Here is an 18,484-nt window from a genome sequence, read left to right as displayed (position 1 = left end):
CACTATGAAAAAATATATAGCTCTTCTTTGCTTAGGAACAATGACTTTTTTCAGCTGTTCTGATCTAGAAGAAAAACCAGTAGGAATTATTCGTCCAGATAACTTTTTCAATAATACAGACGATTTGCAAGCTGCTGTAAATGGAGCATTTGCCAACATTGCCCACAATAATTATTGGGGACGAGAATTTACAATTGCCTTGATGCTCCGCGATGACATGGCCGATATTGGCGATAGAACCACACAAGCTGCCCGTATCGATGTGAATGATATGTCTATGAACGATACGAACGCTCTTGTCGCAAACTTTTGGCCTCAATCGTATGTTATTATAACGGCAGCAAATCAGGCTATTGAAGGCGCTAAAAAAACACCTGGAGATCCTGCTAAAGTAAATGCCATTGTGGCTCAAGCTTATTTTGCAAGAGCATTTGCATATTATCATTTGGTGCGTCTTTTTGGTGATATACCTTACGTAGATTTTGTGGTGAATGATGTGAATCAGGTAAATTCTCTTGGCAAAACCAAAGAAGCAGATGTTTACCCAAAAATCATTGCCGATTTAGAATTTGCTAAACAATGGCTGGATGATAAACCAAAAGTAAAAGCCGTTCCTGGAAAAGGTACTGCCGCTGGATATTTGGCTTCTGTTTACTTGACTTTAGGAAACTTTCAAAAAGCGTATGACGAAGCAAAATATGTGATTACAAACGAAGCAAAATTTGGTTTAGGTTTAGATGCCGATTTTCAGGATTTATTCAATGCAACCAAAACAGCTTCATTGAAAGAACCTTTGTTTACAATTGACTTTAATAACTTAACATCTGGAAACTACGGTCAGGATTATACCGCGTTTTTCACAGGATCACTAAAAGATGACAGTTACAGTTACGGACAAGGTTTCTCGGTTGCGGTTCCTTCTTTAAAAGTATTCAACACTTGGGATCAGAGAGATTACAGAAGAGCGGTAAGTTTTGATACCATTATCAGAAAGAAAACAGGCCCAGGCGGATCGTTGCAAATTTATCCTTCTAGCGATAACGAGAAAGCGCCACGTCCGCATATTGCCAAATATTTCCGTTTTCCAGGGAAAGCTGGTGCTAACGGAAGAACTTCGCAACACAATTATATCACAATGCGTTTTGCTGAAGTTTTATTGACTGCTGCAGAAGCTTTAAACGAAATTAATCCAGGGACAACAGAAGCAGACGGTTATGTAAACCGTGTTCGTGCAAGAGCGAGAAATAAAGCAGGAAAACTGGTTTCTTTTCCAGCAAATGTAACTCCAGGATTATCTCAGACAGATTTCAGAAAAATGGTTATTGACGAAAGAAGATTAGAATTGGCTTTTGAATATGTAAGATGGTACGACATTAAGAGATTGAAAATCGGACCAGAAGTATTTGGACCAAATGGTTTAGAGCCACATGCTAATTTTGATCCAAACAGAGATTATTTATGGCCATTGCCAGGAACAGAATTGGCTATTAACCCGAATCTAAAACCAAATAATCCTGGTTATTAATTTTAACACAATTAGTATTGAACGCGGATGAAACGGATTCGCTATCGCAATCCCGATAGCTATCGGGAGCTGATTGAAACGGATTTTTTAATCACGCTTAATTGGTTTCCCGTAGATTTAACAGATTGAGCAGATTGATAAAAAACATTTTTAATCTGCAGGAGATAAAAAAATCTGCAAAATCTGCGAGAGAAAAAAGTTTAGATCAACATCTCCGTGAAAGCGAATCTGTACAATCCGCGTCTAACATTTTAGTATAGAAACTAAAAATAAAGATTAATTAGTAATATGAATAAAATTAGTTTCATTTTAATCCTTGGGTTTGCATCGCTTGCTACAGCGTGCAAATCTGGGATTAATCCTCAAACAAAAAGCACAACGGCAACAAATAATCTACTCGAAACGCGTTACAAAATGCTGCTCGATTATCCAGTAGATTCGATGTCTATGCCAAGAAGCATGAATGTAAAAACTCTTGAAATTCGCAAAGTTCCGTCCAGAGATTGGACAAGCGGTTTTTTTGCTGGAAATCTTTGGCAATTGTACCGATTAACGGGCGATTCAAAATATAAAGAACAAGCTCAAAAATGGACTCCTTTCAGCAAAAAAGAAAGTGTCAACAGTAATTCGCATGACGTAGGTTTTAAAGTGTTTTGCAGTTTTGGAGAAGCGCTGAAAGTGGAAAACAAGAAAGAGTACGAAGCGGTAATTGTTAAAGGCGCCGAAACTTTATGCACAAGGTTTAATCCAAAAGTGGGTTCTATTCGTTCATGGGATTTCAACAAAGAAATTTGGGATTATCCCGTAATCATAGACAATATGATGAATCTAGAGCTGCTTTTTGAGGCGTCTAAAATATCAGGAAATCCAAAATATCGTGATATTGCAATCCAACATGCTAATACCACTTTGAAAAATCAGTTTAGAGCAGACAATTCGTGTTACCACGTTATCGATTATAATCCGAATACAGGTGAAGTTAGAAAGAAAACGACTCTTCAAGGATATAATGACGATTCGGTTTGGGCTCGTGGCCAAGGATGGGCAGTTTACGGATTTACAATGTCTTATCGCTATACAAAAGATCCTGCGTACTTAAAACAGGCCGAAGCGACAGCAAAGTTTTTTATAACCAATAAAAATCTGCCAGAAGACGGAATACCGTATTGGGATTTTAAAGATCCTAGTATTCCAAATGCAGCGCGAGATGTTTCTGCAGCAATGGTTATGGCTTCAGCATTATATGAGTTATACGGTTATACTAAAAATAAAACTTATTTGGCTTTCGCCGATAAACTGATGGCTTCTGTACAGACAGACAAATATATTTTAGATGCAAAAATTAAAGCACCTTTCTTGTTTGATCACAGTACTGGAAACTGGCCAAAACACGACGAAATTGACGAACCAATAATTTACGCCGATTATTATTTTTTGGAAGCTTTATTAAGAAAGAGTGACAAAGGTACAAAGTAGCAAAGTGGCAAAGGTTTTCTGCCTTTGAACCTAAAAAACCTTTGAACCTCTGAGCCTCTGAACCTCTGAACCTAAACACATATGAAGAATTATAAAAACAATACATTTTCAATTTTTGCACTTTTTGTTTTGTTTCAAATTTGTCTGAGCAGTTTTGCTCAGACAAAGATGAACATTAACGACAACTGGCTTTATTTAGAAAATGACACTCAAAAATTAAGCGAAGCGCAGAAAGCATCTAACTGGATTTCTTTAAACTTACCACATACTTGGAACGCAGAAGATGCAACCGATTTATATCCGGGTTATAGACGTGATGCTAGCTGGTATCAAAAGAAATTAATTATTCCCCAAATCGACAAAAACCGCGTTTATTCTTTATACTTTGAGGGTTCGAATGTAACTACAAATGTATATGTAAACGGAAAAGAAGCTGGATCGCATATTGGCGGCTACATTGGATTTTCGATCGATATTACCAATTTCATCAAAGAAGGAAACAACGATATTTTTGTTCGTGTGGATAATAGTTATGATATTGAAATTATTCCGTCTCAAAAAAGTGATTTCTTTATTTATGGCGGAATCACGCGCGATGTATGGTTGGTTTCGAAATACAAAAATCATATTGAGAATTTAAAAATTACAACTCCAGAAGTTTCGGCTAAAAAAGCTTCGGTACAGATTGTTTCTTCTTTTGTAAATCCTGATAATTCAAAGGATTTATCATTAACTGTAACACTTAAAAATCCGAAAGGAAAAAAAGTAGTTAGCAAAACAATTCCGGTTACCGACAAAACTTCAACCATCACTTTTGAAAATATCAAAAACCCAGAACTTTGGGATACCGAAAAACCAAATCTATACAGACTGACTGCTGTTTTATCAGAAAAAAATCAAATTAGAGATAGTGTTTCCGAAAAAGTAGGTTTTAGATGGTTTGAGTTTAAAGATCACGGTCCGTTTTACCTTAACGGAAAACGTCTATTGATTCGCGGTACACATCGTCATGAAGAACAAGCTGGAGTTGGTGCTGCCATGAGCAATGAACAGCATTGGGCCGATATGAAATCGATTAAAGAAATGGGCGCTAATTTTGTCCGTTTAGCACATTATCCGCAAGATCCTGAGATTTATAAAGCTTGCGACGAACTTGGCCTTTTGGTTTGGGATGAGCTTCCTTGGTGTCGTGGCGGAATTGGTAATGATGTTTGGAAAACGAATACCAAAAATATGCTAGAGGAAATCATCAATCAAAATTATAATCATCCGAGTATTATCATTTGGTCTTTAGGAAACGAAATCAATTGGCTTCCAGATTTTCCTGACGGAGATAATGCTGATAAAACCAATGACTTTTTAAGTGAATTAAACGATATCGCGCATAAACTGGATCCTACCAGAAAAACGGCCATTAGAAAATATTATGAAGGATCGCATATTGTAGATGTCTTCTCGCCTTCTATCTGGTCGGGCTGGTATTCTGGAAGTTACAAAAGCTACCAAAAAGCAATTGATGTTTACAAAAAAGAATACAAACATTTTATTCATGCCGAATATGGCGGAGACAGCCACGTTGGCCGTCACAGCGAAAACCCAATTACTGGCGAAAATGTGATTAAAGCCGAAGGTTGGGAAGAAGCTATTGTGCAGACCAAAGTTGCCAATATTGCGCAAATTGGCGATTGGAGCGAAAACTATATAGTTGATTTATTTGACTGGCATTTGCATATATCCGAGAATGACCCAACGTTTGTGGGAAATATTCAATGGGCATTCAAGGATTTTGCAACGCCATTACGTCCAGAAGACGATATTCCGTATATGAACCAAAAAGGATTAACAGACCGAAACGGAATTCCAAAAGATGCGTATTATGTATTTAAAAGCTATTGGGCAAAAGAACCTTTCACTTACATCGAATCGCACACTTGGACAGAGCGCCAAGGACCTGAAAATACACCGAGAACAATCAGTGTTTTCAGTAATTGCGACAAAGTGACTTTCTTCCATAACGGAAAATCATTGGGAGAAAAACAGCGAAATCTTTCTCTTTATCCTGCTAATGGTTTAACTTGGGATGTCAATTTTGCTAAAGGCGAAAATACTTTAATTGCCGTTGGTAAAACAAAAGAAGGAAAAACGGTTTCTGATACGATAAAAGTCAATTACCGTTTCAATAAAAATGATACGGCTTCTTCACTGCAATTATCATCAGAAAAACTGAAAAACGGCAATTATTTGGTTACTGCAATTGCAATCGACAACAATAATCTACGCTGTTTAGATTATGAAGCTAGTGTCTATTTTCAATGTTTAAAAGGAGGAAAAACTTTAAAAAATCAAGGAACACCAACAGGAAGCGAATCTATTAAAATGGCAAATGGAAAAGCTTCTATCGAAGTTATTCCTGATGGTTCTGGCAAACCGATTGAAATGACGGCTTTGAACCAGAGCTTTAAGGGAGAATATTTGAAGATTCCAGTTGAGTAAAAAAGGTTCTAAGTTGCTAAAGGACTAAGATGCTAAGTTTTATTGTTTCACGCAGATTTAAAAAGATTTAAGCAGATCAGAATTAAATCTGCTCAATCTGCAAAATCTGCGTGAAACAAAATCATTTTAATCCTTATAATCTGTGGCTATAAATAAAGTATTCATTCCAAAAAAAATACAATTACAAAACAAATTAATACAAAAAATGAAAAAACTATTAACCGCACTACTCCTAACCTCTTCCGTTTTGGCGTCTGCGCAAAATCTAATCTCGAATGTACCCAACCGAAACACCACTTCTTTAAACGGAGTTTGGAATTATATTATAGATCCATATCAAACAGGTTTTTACAGCTTTCATCTTGACCAATACGACAAAAGTGAAAAACCAGCAAAAGGAGCTTTTTTTACCAATTATCATGCTCAAAACAAACAGGAATTAGTAGAATATGATTTTGATAAATCACCTACAATCAATATCCCAGGCGATTGGAATTCGCAGGTTACAGAACTGAAATATTATGAAGGAAATGTTTGGTTTAAAAAGTCTTTCGATTATAATCTAGCAGCCAATAAACGTCTGTTTTTATATTTAGGCGCTATAAACTATAAAGCTGATGTTTATTTAAACGGAAAAAAACTAGGAACTCACGAAGGCGGTTTCACACCGTTTAATTACGAAGTCACTTCGATAGTAAAACCAACAGGAAATTATTTGGTTATCAAAGTTGATAATACGCGTCATAAAGAAGATGTTCCGACTGTAAATACCGATTGGTGGAATTATGGCGGCATCACGCGCGATGTGACTTTAATTGAAGAAGAATCATCGTTTGTGGAAGATTATACTATTCAGCTGAAAAAAGGTAATGCAAATGTGATTTCGGGGTTTATCAAAATCAATAATTTGGATGCGTCAAAAAATCAGGTTTCAATTTCTATTCCTGAATTAAAAATCAACTACAAAGGAAAAGCTGACAATAACGGAATTTTAAGCTTCGAAATTCCAGCGAAAAAGATTTCTTATTGGTCACCAGAAAATCCGAAATTATACAATGTTATCATTGACTTTAATGGGAAAAAACTAAACGATCAAATTGGTTTTAGAACTATCGAAACAAAAGAAGATAAAATTCTATTGAATGGAAAACCAGTCTTTTTGCGCGGAATTTCGATTCACGAAGAAAATGCCAAAGGCGGACGTGCAAATTCTCAGGAAGATGCTTTGCGTTTATTAAACTGGGCAAAAGAATTAGGCTGTAATTATGTTCGTCTGGCGCATTATCCGCATAACGAGAATATGGTTAGAGAAGCTGATAAACTAGGTTTAATGGTTTGGGAAGAAATTCCGGTTTACTGGACAGTTGAATTTAAAAATGAAAACACGTATAAAAATGCTCAAGATCAATTAACTGCTGCTATCACAAGAGATAAAAACAGAGCTAGTATTGTGATTTGGTCGATGGCAAATGAAACTCCAATTTCTGAAGCTAGAAATACTTTCATTAAAAATTTAGCATCTCACACCAGATCATTAGACAATACTAGATTAATTAGCGCTGCTTTATTAACCAAAAAAGAAACTATCGATGATCCTATTGGAGAGGTTTTAGATGTTGTAGCTTTCAACCAATATTTGGGATGGTATGGCGGAAACTTGGAAGATGCTGAGAAAATAACATGGAAATCTAAATACAATAAACCTGTTTTCGTTTCTGAATTTGGAGGCGATGCCAAAGCAGGACTTCACGGAGAGAAAAACGAACGTTGGACTGAGGAATATCAGGAATATTTATACATTCAGAATTTAAAGATGATTGAAAAAATTCCTCACTTAAGCGGGACAAGTCCGTGGATTTTAGTTGATTTCAGATCGCCAAAAAGATTGCTTCCAGGTATTCAGGACGGTTACAATCGTAAAGGTTTAATTTCAAATGATGGCGAAAAGAAAAAGGCGTTTTATATTATGCAGGATTGGTACGCTAAAAAGAAAAAGGAATATCAGAATTAATTCGTCATTACCAATTCATTAACAAAAAATAGGATGCAAATTATATGATTTTTCTTCATTATTAATTTACTTTGTAGTTAATCTAAAAATTGTAAACCATGAAAAAATTCTATTTACTAGCAGTTACTTTGTTTGCTGCTTTTACAGTTCAGGCTCAAGACATCGTAAAATTTGCTCCTCTTGATGCAAGTCCAGTTGATATTTCGTATTTCCCAAACAAAGCGGTGAAATTCAAGAAAACAGATAATCCAAATCCGGTTGTTAAAGTCCTTTATGCAAGACCTTCTGTAAAAGGAAGAACTATTTTTGGCGATGTTGTAAAGTTTGGTGAAGTTTGGAGAGTTGGTGCTAATGAAAACACAGAAGTTAAATTCTATAAAGATGTAACAATTGGCAGAAAAAAAATTGCTGCAGGAACATACAGTTTATTTGCTATTCCTGAAAAAGACAAATGGACTATTATCATCAACAAAGAACTTGATTTATGGGGTTCTTATGCTTATGATGAAAATAAAGATGTGGTAAGAGTTTCAGTTCCTGTAAAACCAGTTTCTGAAGTTATCGAAGCTTTATCTATTGCATTTACAGCTCAAGGTAATGTAGCAAATCTTGTTATTGGATGGGATAAAACAACTGTTGAGTTGCCTATTACGATAAAATAAGTTTTAATGATATATGCCGCGAAGGCACAAAGTCGCAAAGTTTTTTTAAGCTTTGCGACTTTTTTTTGCCACGAATTACACGAATTTTCACAAATTTAAATTATCAATTGGAAGAAAGAATTAGTGCAAATTCGTGTAATTCGTGGCTATAAAAATCATTTTTAATCCTCTTTAATCTGTGGCTAAAAATTTAAACGGCAGTTTCTATAATTTTATCCAATGTAATCGGTAAATCCCTAACACGTTTTCCGGTTGCATTGAAAACGGCATTTGCAATTGCAGGCGCCATTCCTACTAAAGCCGTTTCTCCCAGACCTTTTGTTCCCATTGGGTTACTTATCGGGTCTTTTTTATTTACGAAGAAAACCTCTTGTTTTTCAATATCTGCGTTTACAGGAACATGATAATCAGCGAAATTATTATTAATTGGACGACCAAAACGGTGATCAATTTCTAAAGCTTCCATCAATCCCATTCCGATTCCTCCTACTGCTCCACCAAACATTTGTCCCGCAGAAGTTTTCTGGCTTATTACGGTTCCAATATCAGCGCAAGACACAACATGAGCCAATCTTATTTTACCCAAATTCGGATTCACTAATACTTTTACAAAATGAACCGAAAATGAATAAATTGAATATTTCTTCGCTTCTTCAGCAGCTTTAGAAAGATTTTCTACTTCAAAATCTTCTAATTTATTACTGCTTAAAAGTGCTGCTAACGTAACCGATTTAGATTTGTCTTTTTTAGAAGAAACCGCACCATTTTCAAAAGTTAAATCTGTTAGAGCAATTCCTTTTAAAGCAGGATTTTTACTTCCTACTTCAATTATTTTATTCAATAATAAATTACACGCATCATGAACAGCAGAACCAACAGATGAAGTCGTTGCCGAACCTCCTTGCGTTGGACCTTTTGGCAAACCGCTTTTTCCCATTTCGATAATTACATTTTCTGATGGGAGACCTATTACTTCAGCTCCAATAGCAGTCATCATAGTGGCCGTTCCTGGTCCCATATCGTTTACGCTGCATTGTAGGACTAAATCGCCATTAGCTAAAAAATTTGCTTTTACAGAAGTTGGGCTTCTATAACAGCCGAAAGTTCCTGTACCCATTCCGTAACCTACAAGCCAGTTTCCTTCTTTCACAGATCCTGGTTCATTTTTACGATTTTTCCAGCCAATGCGTTCCATGCCACCTTCGTAACATTCTAAAAGAAATTTACTGCTCCACGGTTTATTTTGTTCCTGATCTTTTTCGGCATAATTCAGCTTGCGAAATTCAATCGGATCTAAGTTTAATTTATACGCCATTTCATCCATTGCACTTTCTAAAGCAAAAGAACCTGTTGCTTCTCCTGGTCCGCGCATCCAGATTGGTGTGCAGGTATCCAATGGAACAATTCGATAGCGAGTTGAAACATTTGGACAGTCATAAATAAATCGGGACATATTTACAGTTCCTTCCATGAAATCCTCATAGCTCGAAGTCATCGCGACAGCTTCGTGTGTTAAACCTGTCAGTTTTCCATCTTTTGTTGCTCCAAGACCCATTTTCTGAATCGTGTAAGGTCTAAAACCAACATTGGTAAACATCTGCTCGCGATGCAGTACCAATTTCACAGGACGATTCAATTTTTTAGCTCCAATTAAAGCTGCGATTTCATACGGCCAAGTGTGCAATCCCATTCCGAATGCACCGCCAAGATACTCGGCATGAACCTCAACGTCTTCAACAGGTACGCCAAAAACTCCAGCAACACTTCTACGTGTTCCCTCAACACCTTGACTTTTTGTATATAAGATTGGTTTATTCCCTTCCCATTTCGCTATGATGTTTGCCAGTTCCATTGGGTTATGCACCTCGGTCGGAATCGTATATTCGGTTTCTAAAATTACCTCAGCATTTTTATAACCGTCATGTTCACCACGATGATAATCGTTTCCTTTATCTGTTTCGACTTTCTTTTCTTTTTCAGCTGCTTTTTTAAGTTCTGTCGAATGCTCTTCTTTAAAATAATCGGCTTTAATTAAACTCGCCGCATATCGCATACGTTCAAAAGTATCGGCAATTACTAAAGCAATCGGCTGATCGTAATACAAAACCGAATCATCTTTAAAAATCTGCAACGGCTGACCAAAATTATGCTTGTCTTTTGCTTTTTCGTAGCCAACAGGTTTATCTACATTCAAATGCGTAATTACCGCCAGAACTCCTGGTGCCCATTCCGCTTTTTTCGTGTCAATGGTTTTAATTCTTCCTTTTGCAATCGTACTTCCTACCAAACAGGCATAAACAACACCTGCTGTTTTATATTCTGCCGAATAAGTTGCTGAACCCGTTACTTTAGCAAATCCGTCAACTCTATTAATATTACTTGTCTTGCTCATAATTTAATTATTTTGATGCTGCTATTGTAAGTGCTTCTGCTACTGCATTCTCTCCAAGCGTTAGTTTAAAATTATTATCGCCGAATCCTTTTGCGCCTTTCATAGACAAATGGCCTGCTTGTTTAAATACATCTTCTGAAACTGTTTTTCCTTTCAGGAATTTTTCTGTTTCAGTTAATCTCCAAGGTTTATGTGCCACACCTCCCATCGCCAATCTGACATCATTTATAGTATTATTTTTTATATCTAAAGCCACCGCAACAGACACCAATGCAAAAGCATAACTCGTTCTGTCGCGAACTTTTAGATAATGCACATTTTTAGTAAAATTATTATCTGGAATTTCAACTGAAGTAATCAATTCTCTGCTGTCTAGTGTATTGTCTTTTTCAGGCGTATTTCCCGGAAGTCTATGAAAATCGGTGAAATCAATTTCTCGCTTTCCTTTTGGTCCTTCTACCAAAACTTTCGCGTCAAGCGCTGCCAAAGCCACGCACATATCACTTGGATGAACGGCAATACAACTATCTGAAGTTCCAAAAACAGCCGACATTCGGTTAGAACCACCAATCGCACCGCATCCGCTTTTTGGTACACGTTTGTTGCAAGGCATATCGGTATTATAATAATAAGAACATCTTGTTTTCTGTAACATATTCCCTCCAACAGTTGCCATGTGCCTAATCTGTTGAGAAGCTCCAGCTGCTAAGGCTAATGCCAACAAAGGATGTTTTTCTTTTATCGAAGCATCTTCTGCAACCTGACTGTTTTTTGCCAAAGCACCAATCGAAACTTTTCCTTTTAAAAACTCAATTTTCTTTAAATCTAATCCGTTAATGTCAACTAATTTATCTGGAGCAACGATATTCTTCTTCATTAAATCGACCAGATTGGTTCCTCCTGCAATAAACATAGAAGAATTGTCTTTTGCTTTTCCCGTAACTGCCGAAGAAGACGACAAAGCTTTAATTATCTGAAAGTTTTTCATATTTCCTTCCCTCCTTCCTTCACTTCGGTTATGGCATCAACGATATTATGATAAGCACCACATCGGCAGATATTACCGCTCATATATTCACTGATTTCTTCTCTGCTGTTAGCATGCCCCTCTTTAATACAAGCAATTCCAGACATAATTTGTCCTGGCGTGCAATAACCGCACTGAAAACCATCGTGTTTGATAAAAGCTTCCTGCATAGGATGCAGTTTTTTTCCTTTCGAAAGTCCTTCGATTGTAGTGACTTGCGCATTTTGCTGCATCGTTGCCAAAGACAGACACGACAAAATTCTAGTTCCATTTACGTGAACAGTACACGCACCGCATTGTCCGTGATCACATCCTTTTTTGGTTCCGGTAAGCTGTAATTGTTCGCGAAGCAAATCCAATAAAGTTGTTCTTGGTTCGATATTGAGATTGTGTTTTGTGCCATTTACTTCAATAGAAAGTGGTACAGTTTCTAAATATTCCGCTATTTTTTCATCCCATTTCTTTTCTGAAGCCATAACCAATGAAGGTGGCGTTAGGGCAAGAGCGGTAAAAAGTCCTGATTTCTTTATAAAGTCACGACGGGAACTAGCATCTTCCGGTGTTACTTTATCTTGATTTGTTTTTTTAGAAGCCATTCAATCTATTTGTTAAATTAGCAAATTCGCCTTTGTCATTCTAACAAATTTAGCGATCTTATGTAAGAAAAAATTATAAAATTCAAACATTACTCTTATTTAGAATAATTTCAATTTTGTTGTTTTTTAAACACAAAGACGCAAAGGGTTTTCGCTAAGTTATTTTTCTCTCGCAGATTTGGCAGATAATGCAGATTTTAAATACGATGAAAAGATTTACACAGATTCTTTATGATAGAAATAAATAAAAAATCTGTTTAGATCTGCAAAATCTGCGAGAAACAAAAAATTATACACATTAAAATTTTGCGTTCTTTCCGAAAACCCTTTGCGCCTTTGCGGTTAATTTTTTCACGTAGATTAATTCTGAAATTGTATTTTTACTGAAATAAGCCCAAATTATGCCACAACAAGAAATCATTTATCTTGATAATAATGCCACGACCCGTGTTGATGAGCGTGTTGTGAATGCAATGCTTCCATATTTTTCTGATTTGTATGCAAATTCAACAGGAACACATTTGGCGGGACTCACGGTAAAAGAAGCTGTTGAAAATGCGGCATGGCAAATGGCTGATTTAATAAATGCTGATGCTGATGAAATCTTATTTACTTCGGGCGCAACTGAAGCGATAAATTTGGCAATAAAAGGTCTTATCGATCAGGAACGAAAACATATTATTACGATTCAAACCGAACATAAAGCCGTTCTTGAAACTTGTCGATATATGGAACATATTGGTTTTGATGTTACTTATCTTCCAACTGCTGTCGATGGTCTTTTAGATATTCAACTTTTAGAAGAAATAATTACAGATAAAACACTGGTTTTCATCGGAATGCTTTCTAATAACGAAACGGGTGTCATACAAAACATCAGTGCGATTTCTAAAATATTGAAGGCCAAAAATGTACTTTTTATGTGTGATGCGACACAAGCGATTGGAAAAATTCCTGTTGATGTAAAAAAATTAGGAATCGATCTTTTGACTTTGTCTGCCCATAAATTTTATGGTCCGAAAGGAATTGGCGCTTTATATATTTCGGCGAAAGCCAAAATAAAATTGACTCCTCAAATTCTTGGAGGCGGACAGCAAAGAAAATTACGAAGCGGAACTTTAAATGTTCCCGGAATTATCGGTTTAGGAAAAGCATGTGAAATAGCTGTTAATGACCTAGAAAAAGACCAGAATAGAGTTTCTCTATTACGAGACAGACTTGAAAAAGGTTTGCTGCAGTTTAACGGTTCTTTTGTTAATGGAAATACTGAAAACCGAATTTATAATACTTCAAATATTTGTTTCCCAGGTGTGAATTCAGAACAACTAATTTTGGCTTTGGGGAATATTTCTGTTTCAAACGGAGCTTCTTGTTCGGCTGTTATTTCTGAACCTTCGCATGTTTTAAAAGCAATGGGATTATCGGATGAAGACGCTTTGAGTTCGATTCGTTTCAGTTTAGGACGTTTTACAACAGAAGAAGAAATTGATATTGCTGTTGAGCGAGTTTTGAGTTTAGCTGTTCAGTTTGCCACTAAGGCACTAAGACTCTAAGTTTTTTCTTTTTCTTATGTTTTTAATCTCGCAAAGGCGCGAAGGCGCAAAGTCTTTTAATATTTTTTTGTGTTGCGTCCAGCTTTAGCTGGATGAAAAAAGACAGCCTGAAAAAAAAGGCTTTAGCCAAACAAGTTTTAGTTTGGCTAAAGCCTTTTAGTTTGTAATCCATCAAATACTCCAGTTAAAACTGGAGCCAATTCATAAAAATCTTCGCGCCTCTGCGACTTTGCGAGATTAAAAAACAAAAAACTTAGAGTCTTAGTACCTTAGTGGTAAAATCAACAAATCAACTTATTATAATCTTCCTCCGTGTCAATATCAATATTACCTTTTTCGAAAAGAACTGAAACTACATCTTCAGCATATTTTTTAATGAGTTTTTTGGCGCCTTCCTGTCCTTTCAATTCTAGAAGTTCTTGAAAGTATTTTTTATGAAATAAAACTGGAGTTCCTAAAGTTTCAGAATAAGCAGAGGCTGCAATTCCTTTTTTAGTTTTATTGGCTTCAACAATTAAATTTTCAAAAATGGAATGAGTTACAAAAGGCTGATCGCAAACTGCTAAAACACATTGTTCAGAATCAGGATTTTGACGTAATAATTGGTTGACACCTTTTACGATCGAAGAAGACATTCCATTTTCCCAGTCAGAATTGAAAGAAAATGTTATTTCAGACAAATTAAGCTCTTTTTCGATTAAATCATGGCTTGAACCTGTCACGACTATTACAAACGAATTTTCGACCTTCAAAGCTTCTGAAATGGTGTTTTTCAGCAAGGTTGATTCTTTATACAGCAACAATTGTTTTGGTCTGCCTAATCTAGAAGAATTACCTGCGGCCAAAATAATAATACCTGTTTTATTTTTAAATCTAGCCTCCATAATGAATTTCATCATGAATTTTACCCGATTTGTATTTTAAAGAAGTTCCAGCACGTTCAGAGGCAACAGCTTTAATTTCAGAAACAATTGATAAAGCGATTTCTTCTGAAGTTTCAGCACCAATATCTAGACCAATGGGACTGTGAATTCGGCTTAACTGTTCGTCATTTACTATAATTCCCTCCTTTAGAAGATCATCGAGCATTCGGCTAAATTTTGACTTTGGGCCGAGAATTCCAATATAATGACAATTGGTTTCCAATAGTAATTTTAAAACTGCCAAATCGTATTTGTAATTGTGAGTCATCAAAAGAAAATAAGTCTGATCATCGATCTTCACCTTATCTAAAAATTGTTCTGGTTTGACAACCTGGACCTGATTGGCTTTAGGAAAGCGTTTAGCTGTTGCATGCGTCGCACGTCCTTCACCAATACTGGTTTTCCATCCTAAAACAGAAGCCATTTTTACCAATGGCTGAATATCATTTCCTGCTCCAGCAATTACTAGCGAAATAGAAGGTTTTATGCATTCTATTAAAGCTTCGCTGTCGTTTTCTTCCTGAAGTTTTTTCACCAAAGAAGTTTTAGTTTTCAACACTTCTTTTACATCCGAAATTAAACTTAAAGCTTCATTATTATGATTTAAAACAGGGCTGTCTTTTCTAAAAAACAAAGTTGTGCCTATCTGGAGAGCATTTCTTTTTAAAGAAAAAACAGTTACAATTACTGCTTCTTTCCTTTCCAATTCCAATTGCTGTAAAAGCTGAATCGGATTGTTTTCTATCTCTTCGTTTATATATTCAAAAAGAATATGGACAATTCCGTTGCATCCAAGCTGCAAACCTACCTCTACATCATCTTCATTACTCGTATTATAAGTTACGAGTTTATTTTGCTTCTGATTGATTGAAAGAAGTGCTTTTCGCAACGCATCTCCTTCTAGACATCCTCCGCTTATTGCGCCAGTAAGCATACCGTCTTCCGTAACGAGCATACGGGCACCGGGCTGTCTATAAGATGATCCTTCAACTTTAACTACAGTAGCCAAAGCTGTTTTCTTTCCTGACTCTTTTGCTTCTGAATAAGCTTTAAGAATTTCGTTGATTTCTTTCATAGGTAATTATTTCACCAATAGAAATAAGCGTTGATGAATCTGTTTAACAGTTTAAAAATAAAAAATATTGCAAACATACATACAAGAAGAGGCATTTATGTTTAAAGATTGTGTTTAATTTATTTGACTTAAAATAATTTATTATAGTTATGATAATCATTTTTTCAAATTGATGTATGATTTATATTACTAAGTTTTGTATTTTTATCAATAGCAAAATTTTATATTACCTAACTTTAAAAGTAAACTACATGGGAAAATTTGTAATCACTACTAGAGCCAACGGAGAGTTCCAGTTCAATTTAAAAGCTGGTAATGGTCAGACCATTCTAACGAGTGAAGGCTATACTACAAAAGCAGCCTGCAATAATGGTATCGAATCTGTGAAAAAAAATGCACCAGACGATGATCGTTATGATAGATTAGAATCAAAAAGCGGAAAACCTTATTTTAATTTAAAAGCAGGAAACGGTCAGATTATCGGTTCGAGCGAGATGTACGAAAGTGTAGCTGCTAGAGAAAATGGAATTGAATCTGTGAAGAAAAATGCTCCCGATGCAACTATAGATGATCAAACGGCATAATTGGAAATTGTTATAAAATAAAAAAGCGAGGTAAATGCCTCGCTTTTTCTATAAAAATATATTGAAGTATTGTTTTAATCCAATAAAAAGACAATCAATCCTCTTGCGCCATGAGCTCCAAGAACAAGAGATTGTTCAATATCAGCCGTTTTTGAAGGACCAGCAATAAAAGTTCCGAAACCGTATTCCATATTTCCGATTCTTTGATACGCTTGCTGCATGGTTGGAACAAGATCTTTTTTATGAACTATAATTGCTAAATATTGCGCTATGAAAGGTGCAACACGCTGTCCTAAAATATCATCTGTCACCCAAAGTCCGCTGTTTTCTGCAACGCCAAAATGCGCTTTTACAACCGTTAATTCAACATCTTGAAGCGAATGCGGATCAACTGTTTTCCAATCTAACGAAGCAATTTCAGAAAGCTCTGGAAGCGTTGTAATTAATCGTTTCTCTAAATTATAATTGGATTTGATGTAATTGATGATTTCATTATAATCAGCAACTTCTACAGGATCACCTCCAATTCCTTTTAAAACCGTTTTGTAGGTTTCTAATACATCAAATTGTTCAGAACCTAAAAGATTTAAATCTGGCAGTTCTGAAACCAATTCTGGTTGATTTGCTTTTATTCTTTTTAAAATTTCGCCTTTACTACTCATTTCCTTTTTCTTTAGATTCTCGCGAATTTTTTTTGTACCATTCCCTAAAAGACTGTTCTGGAACATCTGGCATTTCGCGCTGATCGTACCATTTATTCATCTTATTATTGACCATTCCTGGAATATTCTTCATTACAAATCGTCCTGATTTTCCAGCAATACTAAAAACCGTCGGGTTTGCCAAAACGGTTGCCATTGTCTTCATAGCCACTGTTTTTGCTGTTGGCGTATGCCCTTCTTTTACCAAAACCTGACGCCATTTGTACAATTGATCGTGAATGTCAATTTTTACAGGACAAACATTAGTACAAGAACCACAAAGGGTGCTTGCAAAAGGCAGATCGGCATTTTTGCTCATATCTAAATTTGGCGCTAAAATAGAACCAATTGGTCCTGCAACCGCATTGTGATAACTATGTCCGCCACTTCGTCTGTACACTGGACAAGTATTCATACATGCTCCACAACGAATACATTTTAGCGAATTTCTAAAATCTTCCCTTCCTAATTGTGTGCTTCTACCGTTGTCTACAATTACGATATGCATTTCTTTTCCGTCTCTTGGTTTCTTAAAATGACTTGAAAAAGTAGTAATTGGCTGTCCAGTTGCGCTTCTTGCTAACAATCTAAGGAAAACACCTAAATGTTCTCTTTTCGGAATCAATTTTTCAAATCCCATGCACGCGATATGAACGTCTGCTAAATGCGCTCCCATATCCGCATTTCCTTCGTTGGTGCAAACCACAAATTCTCCTGTTTCTGCAACAGCAAAATTCACTCCTGTCAACGCCACTTTTCGAGTCAAGAAAGTATTTCTTAAACTCTGGCGCGCCGACTCTGTTAAATATTGCGGATTGAAATTTCCTTTTTCTGTACCTAAATGTTCATGAAAAGTTTCGCTTACATCTTCTTTCTTTAAGTGAATTGCCGGAAGCACAATGTGGCTTGGCGGTTCTTTACGAAGCTGTACAATATATTCGCCTAAATCAGAATCGATTACTTCTATTCCTTTTTCGGCTAAATAATCGTTTAAATGGCATTCTTCTGTAAGCATCGATTTGGATTTCACCATCTGCTTAACATCATGTTTTGCCATGATAGAATGTACTATTTCATTATGTTCTTTAGCATCGGCTGCCCAATGCACAATTATTCCGTTTCGTTGCGCATTCGCTTCAAATTCAACTAAATAATCATGAATATTCGAAAGCACATTAAACTTTATTTGAGAAGCAGTTTCTCGAAGCAGTTCCCAATCTGCTATTTGGTGAGCCGATTTATCTCTTTTGGCACGCACAAACCAAAGAGTTTCATCATGCCAATTGACACGTTCTACATCTTTGTTAAACTTGGCCGCGGCTTCGCTGTGCTGTATTATTTTTTCTGATGACATTTTCTATTATTTAAAAGTCAATTTTGAAATGTTTATTTAACCGCAGAGTTCGCAAAGGAAAAAGCGCAAAGTTCGCAAAGATTAAAATTAACTTTGCGAACCTTGCGTAAAA

The 18,484-nt window shown here is 36.0% G+C and carries 14 protein-coding genes; 7 read left to right on the top strand and 7 right to left on the bottom strand.

Features of this window, described 5'->3' with window-relative positions; genetic code table 11:
• Positions 1–4 precede the first annotated feature (4 nt).
• The 5 genes from AC5ZCW_RS10510 (at position 5) to AC5ZCW_RS10490 (ending at position 8,167) form a co-directional block, all read left to right on the top strand.
• Positions 5–1,525, top strand: a complete 1,521-nt coding sequence (locus AC5ZCW_RS10510) for a RagB/SusD family nutrient uptake outer membrane protein (protein WP_496119639.1) — start codon at positions 5–7, stop codon at positions 1,523–1,525.
• Between the two features lie 288 nt (positions 1,526–1,813).
• The gene (locus AC5ZCW_RS10505) at positions 1,814–3,001 is read left to right on the top strand and encodes a glycoside hydrolase family 88 protein (RefSeq protein WP_496119637.1); all 1,188 of its coding nucleotides are present in this window, start codon (positions 1,814–1,816) and stop codon (positions 2,999–3,001) included.
• A gap of 81 nt (positions 3,002–3,082) precedes the next feature.
• A complete protein-coding gene (locus AC5ZCW_RS10500; RefSeq protein ID WP_496119635.1) occupies positions 3,083–5,494 on the top strand; it encodes a glycoside hydrolase family 2 protein in 2,412 nt (803 codons plus the stop codon).
• Positions 5,495–5,699: 205 nt separating this feature from the next.
• A complete protein-coding gene (locus AC5ZCW_RS10495) occupies positions 5,700–7,505 on the top strand; it encodes a glycoside hydrolase family 2 protein (protein ID WP_496119633.1) in 1,806 nt (601 codons plus the stop codon).
• Between the two features lie 98 nt (positions 7,506–7,603).
• Positions 7,604–8,167 (top strand): DUF2911 domain-containing protein, encoded by a 564-nt coding sequence (locus AC5ZCW_RS10490; protein WP_496119631.1) that lies wholly within the window; start codon positions 7,604–7,606, stop codon positions 8,165–8,167.
• Between the two features lie 190 nt (positions 8,168–8,357).
• Here the strand turns inward: AC5ZCW_RS10490 and AC5ZCW_RS10485 are convergent, their stop codons facing one another.
• From AC5ZCW_RS10485 to AC5ZCW_RS10475, 3 genes are read right to left on the bottom strand one after another with little or no spacing between them, the layout of a single operon-like run.
• Positions 8,358–10,559 (bottom strand): xanthine dehydrogenase family protein molybdopterin-binding subunit, encoded by a 2,202-nt coding sequence (locus AC5ZCW_RS10485; protein WP_496119629.1) that lies wholly within the window; start codon positions 10,557–10,559, stop codon positions 8,358–8,360.
• A gap of 7 nt (positions 10,560–10,566) precedes the next feature.
• The gene (locus AC5ZCW_RS10480; protein WP_496119627.1) at positions 10,567–11,547 is read right to left on the bottom strand and encodes an FAD binding domain-containing protein; all 981 of its coding nucleotides are present in this window, start codon (positions 11,545–11,547) and stop codon (positions 10,567–10,569) included.
• Complete coding sequence (locus AC5ZCW_RS10475; RefSeq protein ID WP_281633024.1) at positions 11,544–12,182, bottom strand: 2Fe-2S iron-sulfur cluster-binding protein; 639 nt, start codon at positions 12,180–12,182, stop codon at positions 11,544–11,546. The genes AC5ZCW_RS10480 and AC5ZCW_RS10475 overlap by 4 nt, the downstream gene beginning before the upstream one ends.
• Before the next feature lie 401 nt (positions 12,183–12,583).
• Here AC5ZCW_RS10475 and AC5ZCW_RS10470 point away from each other — a divergent pair, with 401 nt between their 5' ends.
• Complete coding sequence (locus AC5ZCW_RS10470) at positions 12,584–13,735, top strand: cysteine desulfurase family protein (RefSeq protein ID WP_496119625.1); 1,152 nt, start codon at positions 12,584–12,586, stop codon at positions 13,733–13,735.
• Positions 13,736–14,016: 281 nt separating this feature from the next.
• Here the strand turns inward: AC5ZCW_RS10470 and AC5ZCW_RS10465 are convergent, their stop codons facing one another.
• Complete coding sequence (locus AC5ZCW_RS10465; protein WP_496119623.1) at positions 14,017–14,634, bottom strand: nucleotidyltransferase family protein; 618 nt, start codon at positions 14,632–14,634, stop codon at positions 14,017–14,019.
• Entirely contained in the window at positions 14,609–15,733 is a 1,125-nt protein-coding gene (locus tag AC5ZCW_RS10460; RefSeq protein ID WP_496119621.1) for an XdhC family protein, read from the bottom strand. The genes AC5ZCW_RS10465 and AC5ZCW_RS10460 overlap by 26 nt, the downstream gene beginning before the upstream one ends.
• Positions 15,734–15,984: 251 nt before the next feature.
• Here AC5ZCW_RS10460 and AC5ZCW_RS10455 point away from each other — a divergent pair, with 251 nt between their 5' ends.
• Positions 15,985–16,317: a YegP family protein gene (locus AC5ZCW_RS10455; protein WP_111367166.1), complete on the top strand. Its 333-nt coding sequence runs from the start codon at positions 15,985–15,987 to the stop codon at positions 16,315–16,317.
• 74 nt (positions 16,318–16,391) lie between these two features.
• On the opposite strand, the gene AC5ZCW_RS10450 is transcribed toward AC5ZCW_RS10455, so the two are convergent.
• Positions 16,392–16,979: a LutC/YkgG family protein gene (locus AC5ZCW_RS10450; RefSeq protein ID WP_496119619.1), complete on the bottom strand. Its 588-nt coding sequence runs from the start codon at positions 16,977–16,979 to the stop codon at positions 16,392–16,394.
• Positions 16,972–18,372, bottom strand: a complete 1,401-nt coding sequence (locus tag AC5ZCW_RS10445) for a lactate utilization protein B (protein ID WP_496119617.1) — start codon at positions 18,370–18,372, stop codon at positions 16,972–16,974. Before AC5ZCW_RS10445 ends, AC5ZCW_RS10450 begins: the two co-directional genes overlap by 8 nt.
• Positions 18,373–18,484 lie beyond the last annotated feature (112 nt).

Source organism: Flavobacterium sp. PLA-DH12 (genome assembly GCF_059511845.1).
This window is presented reverse-complemented; position numbering and strand designations above follow the sequence as displayed.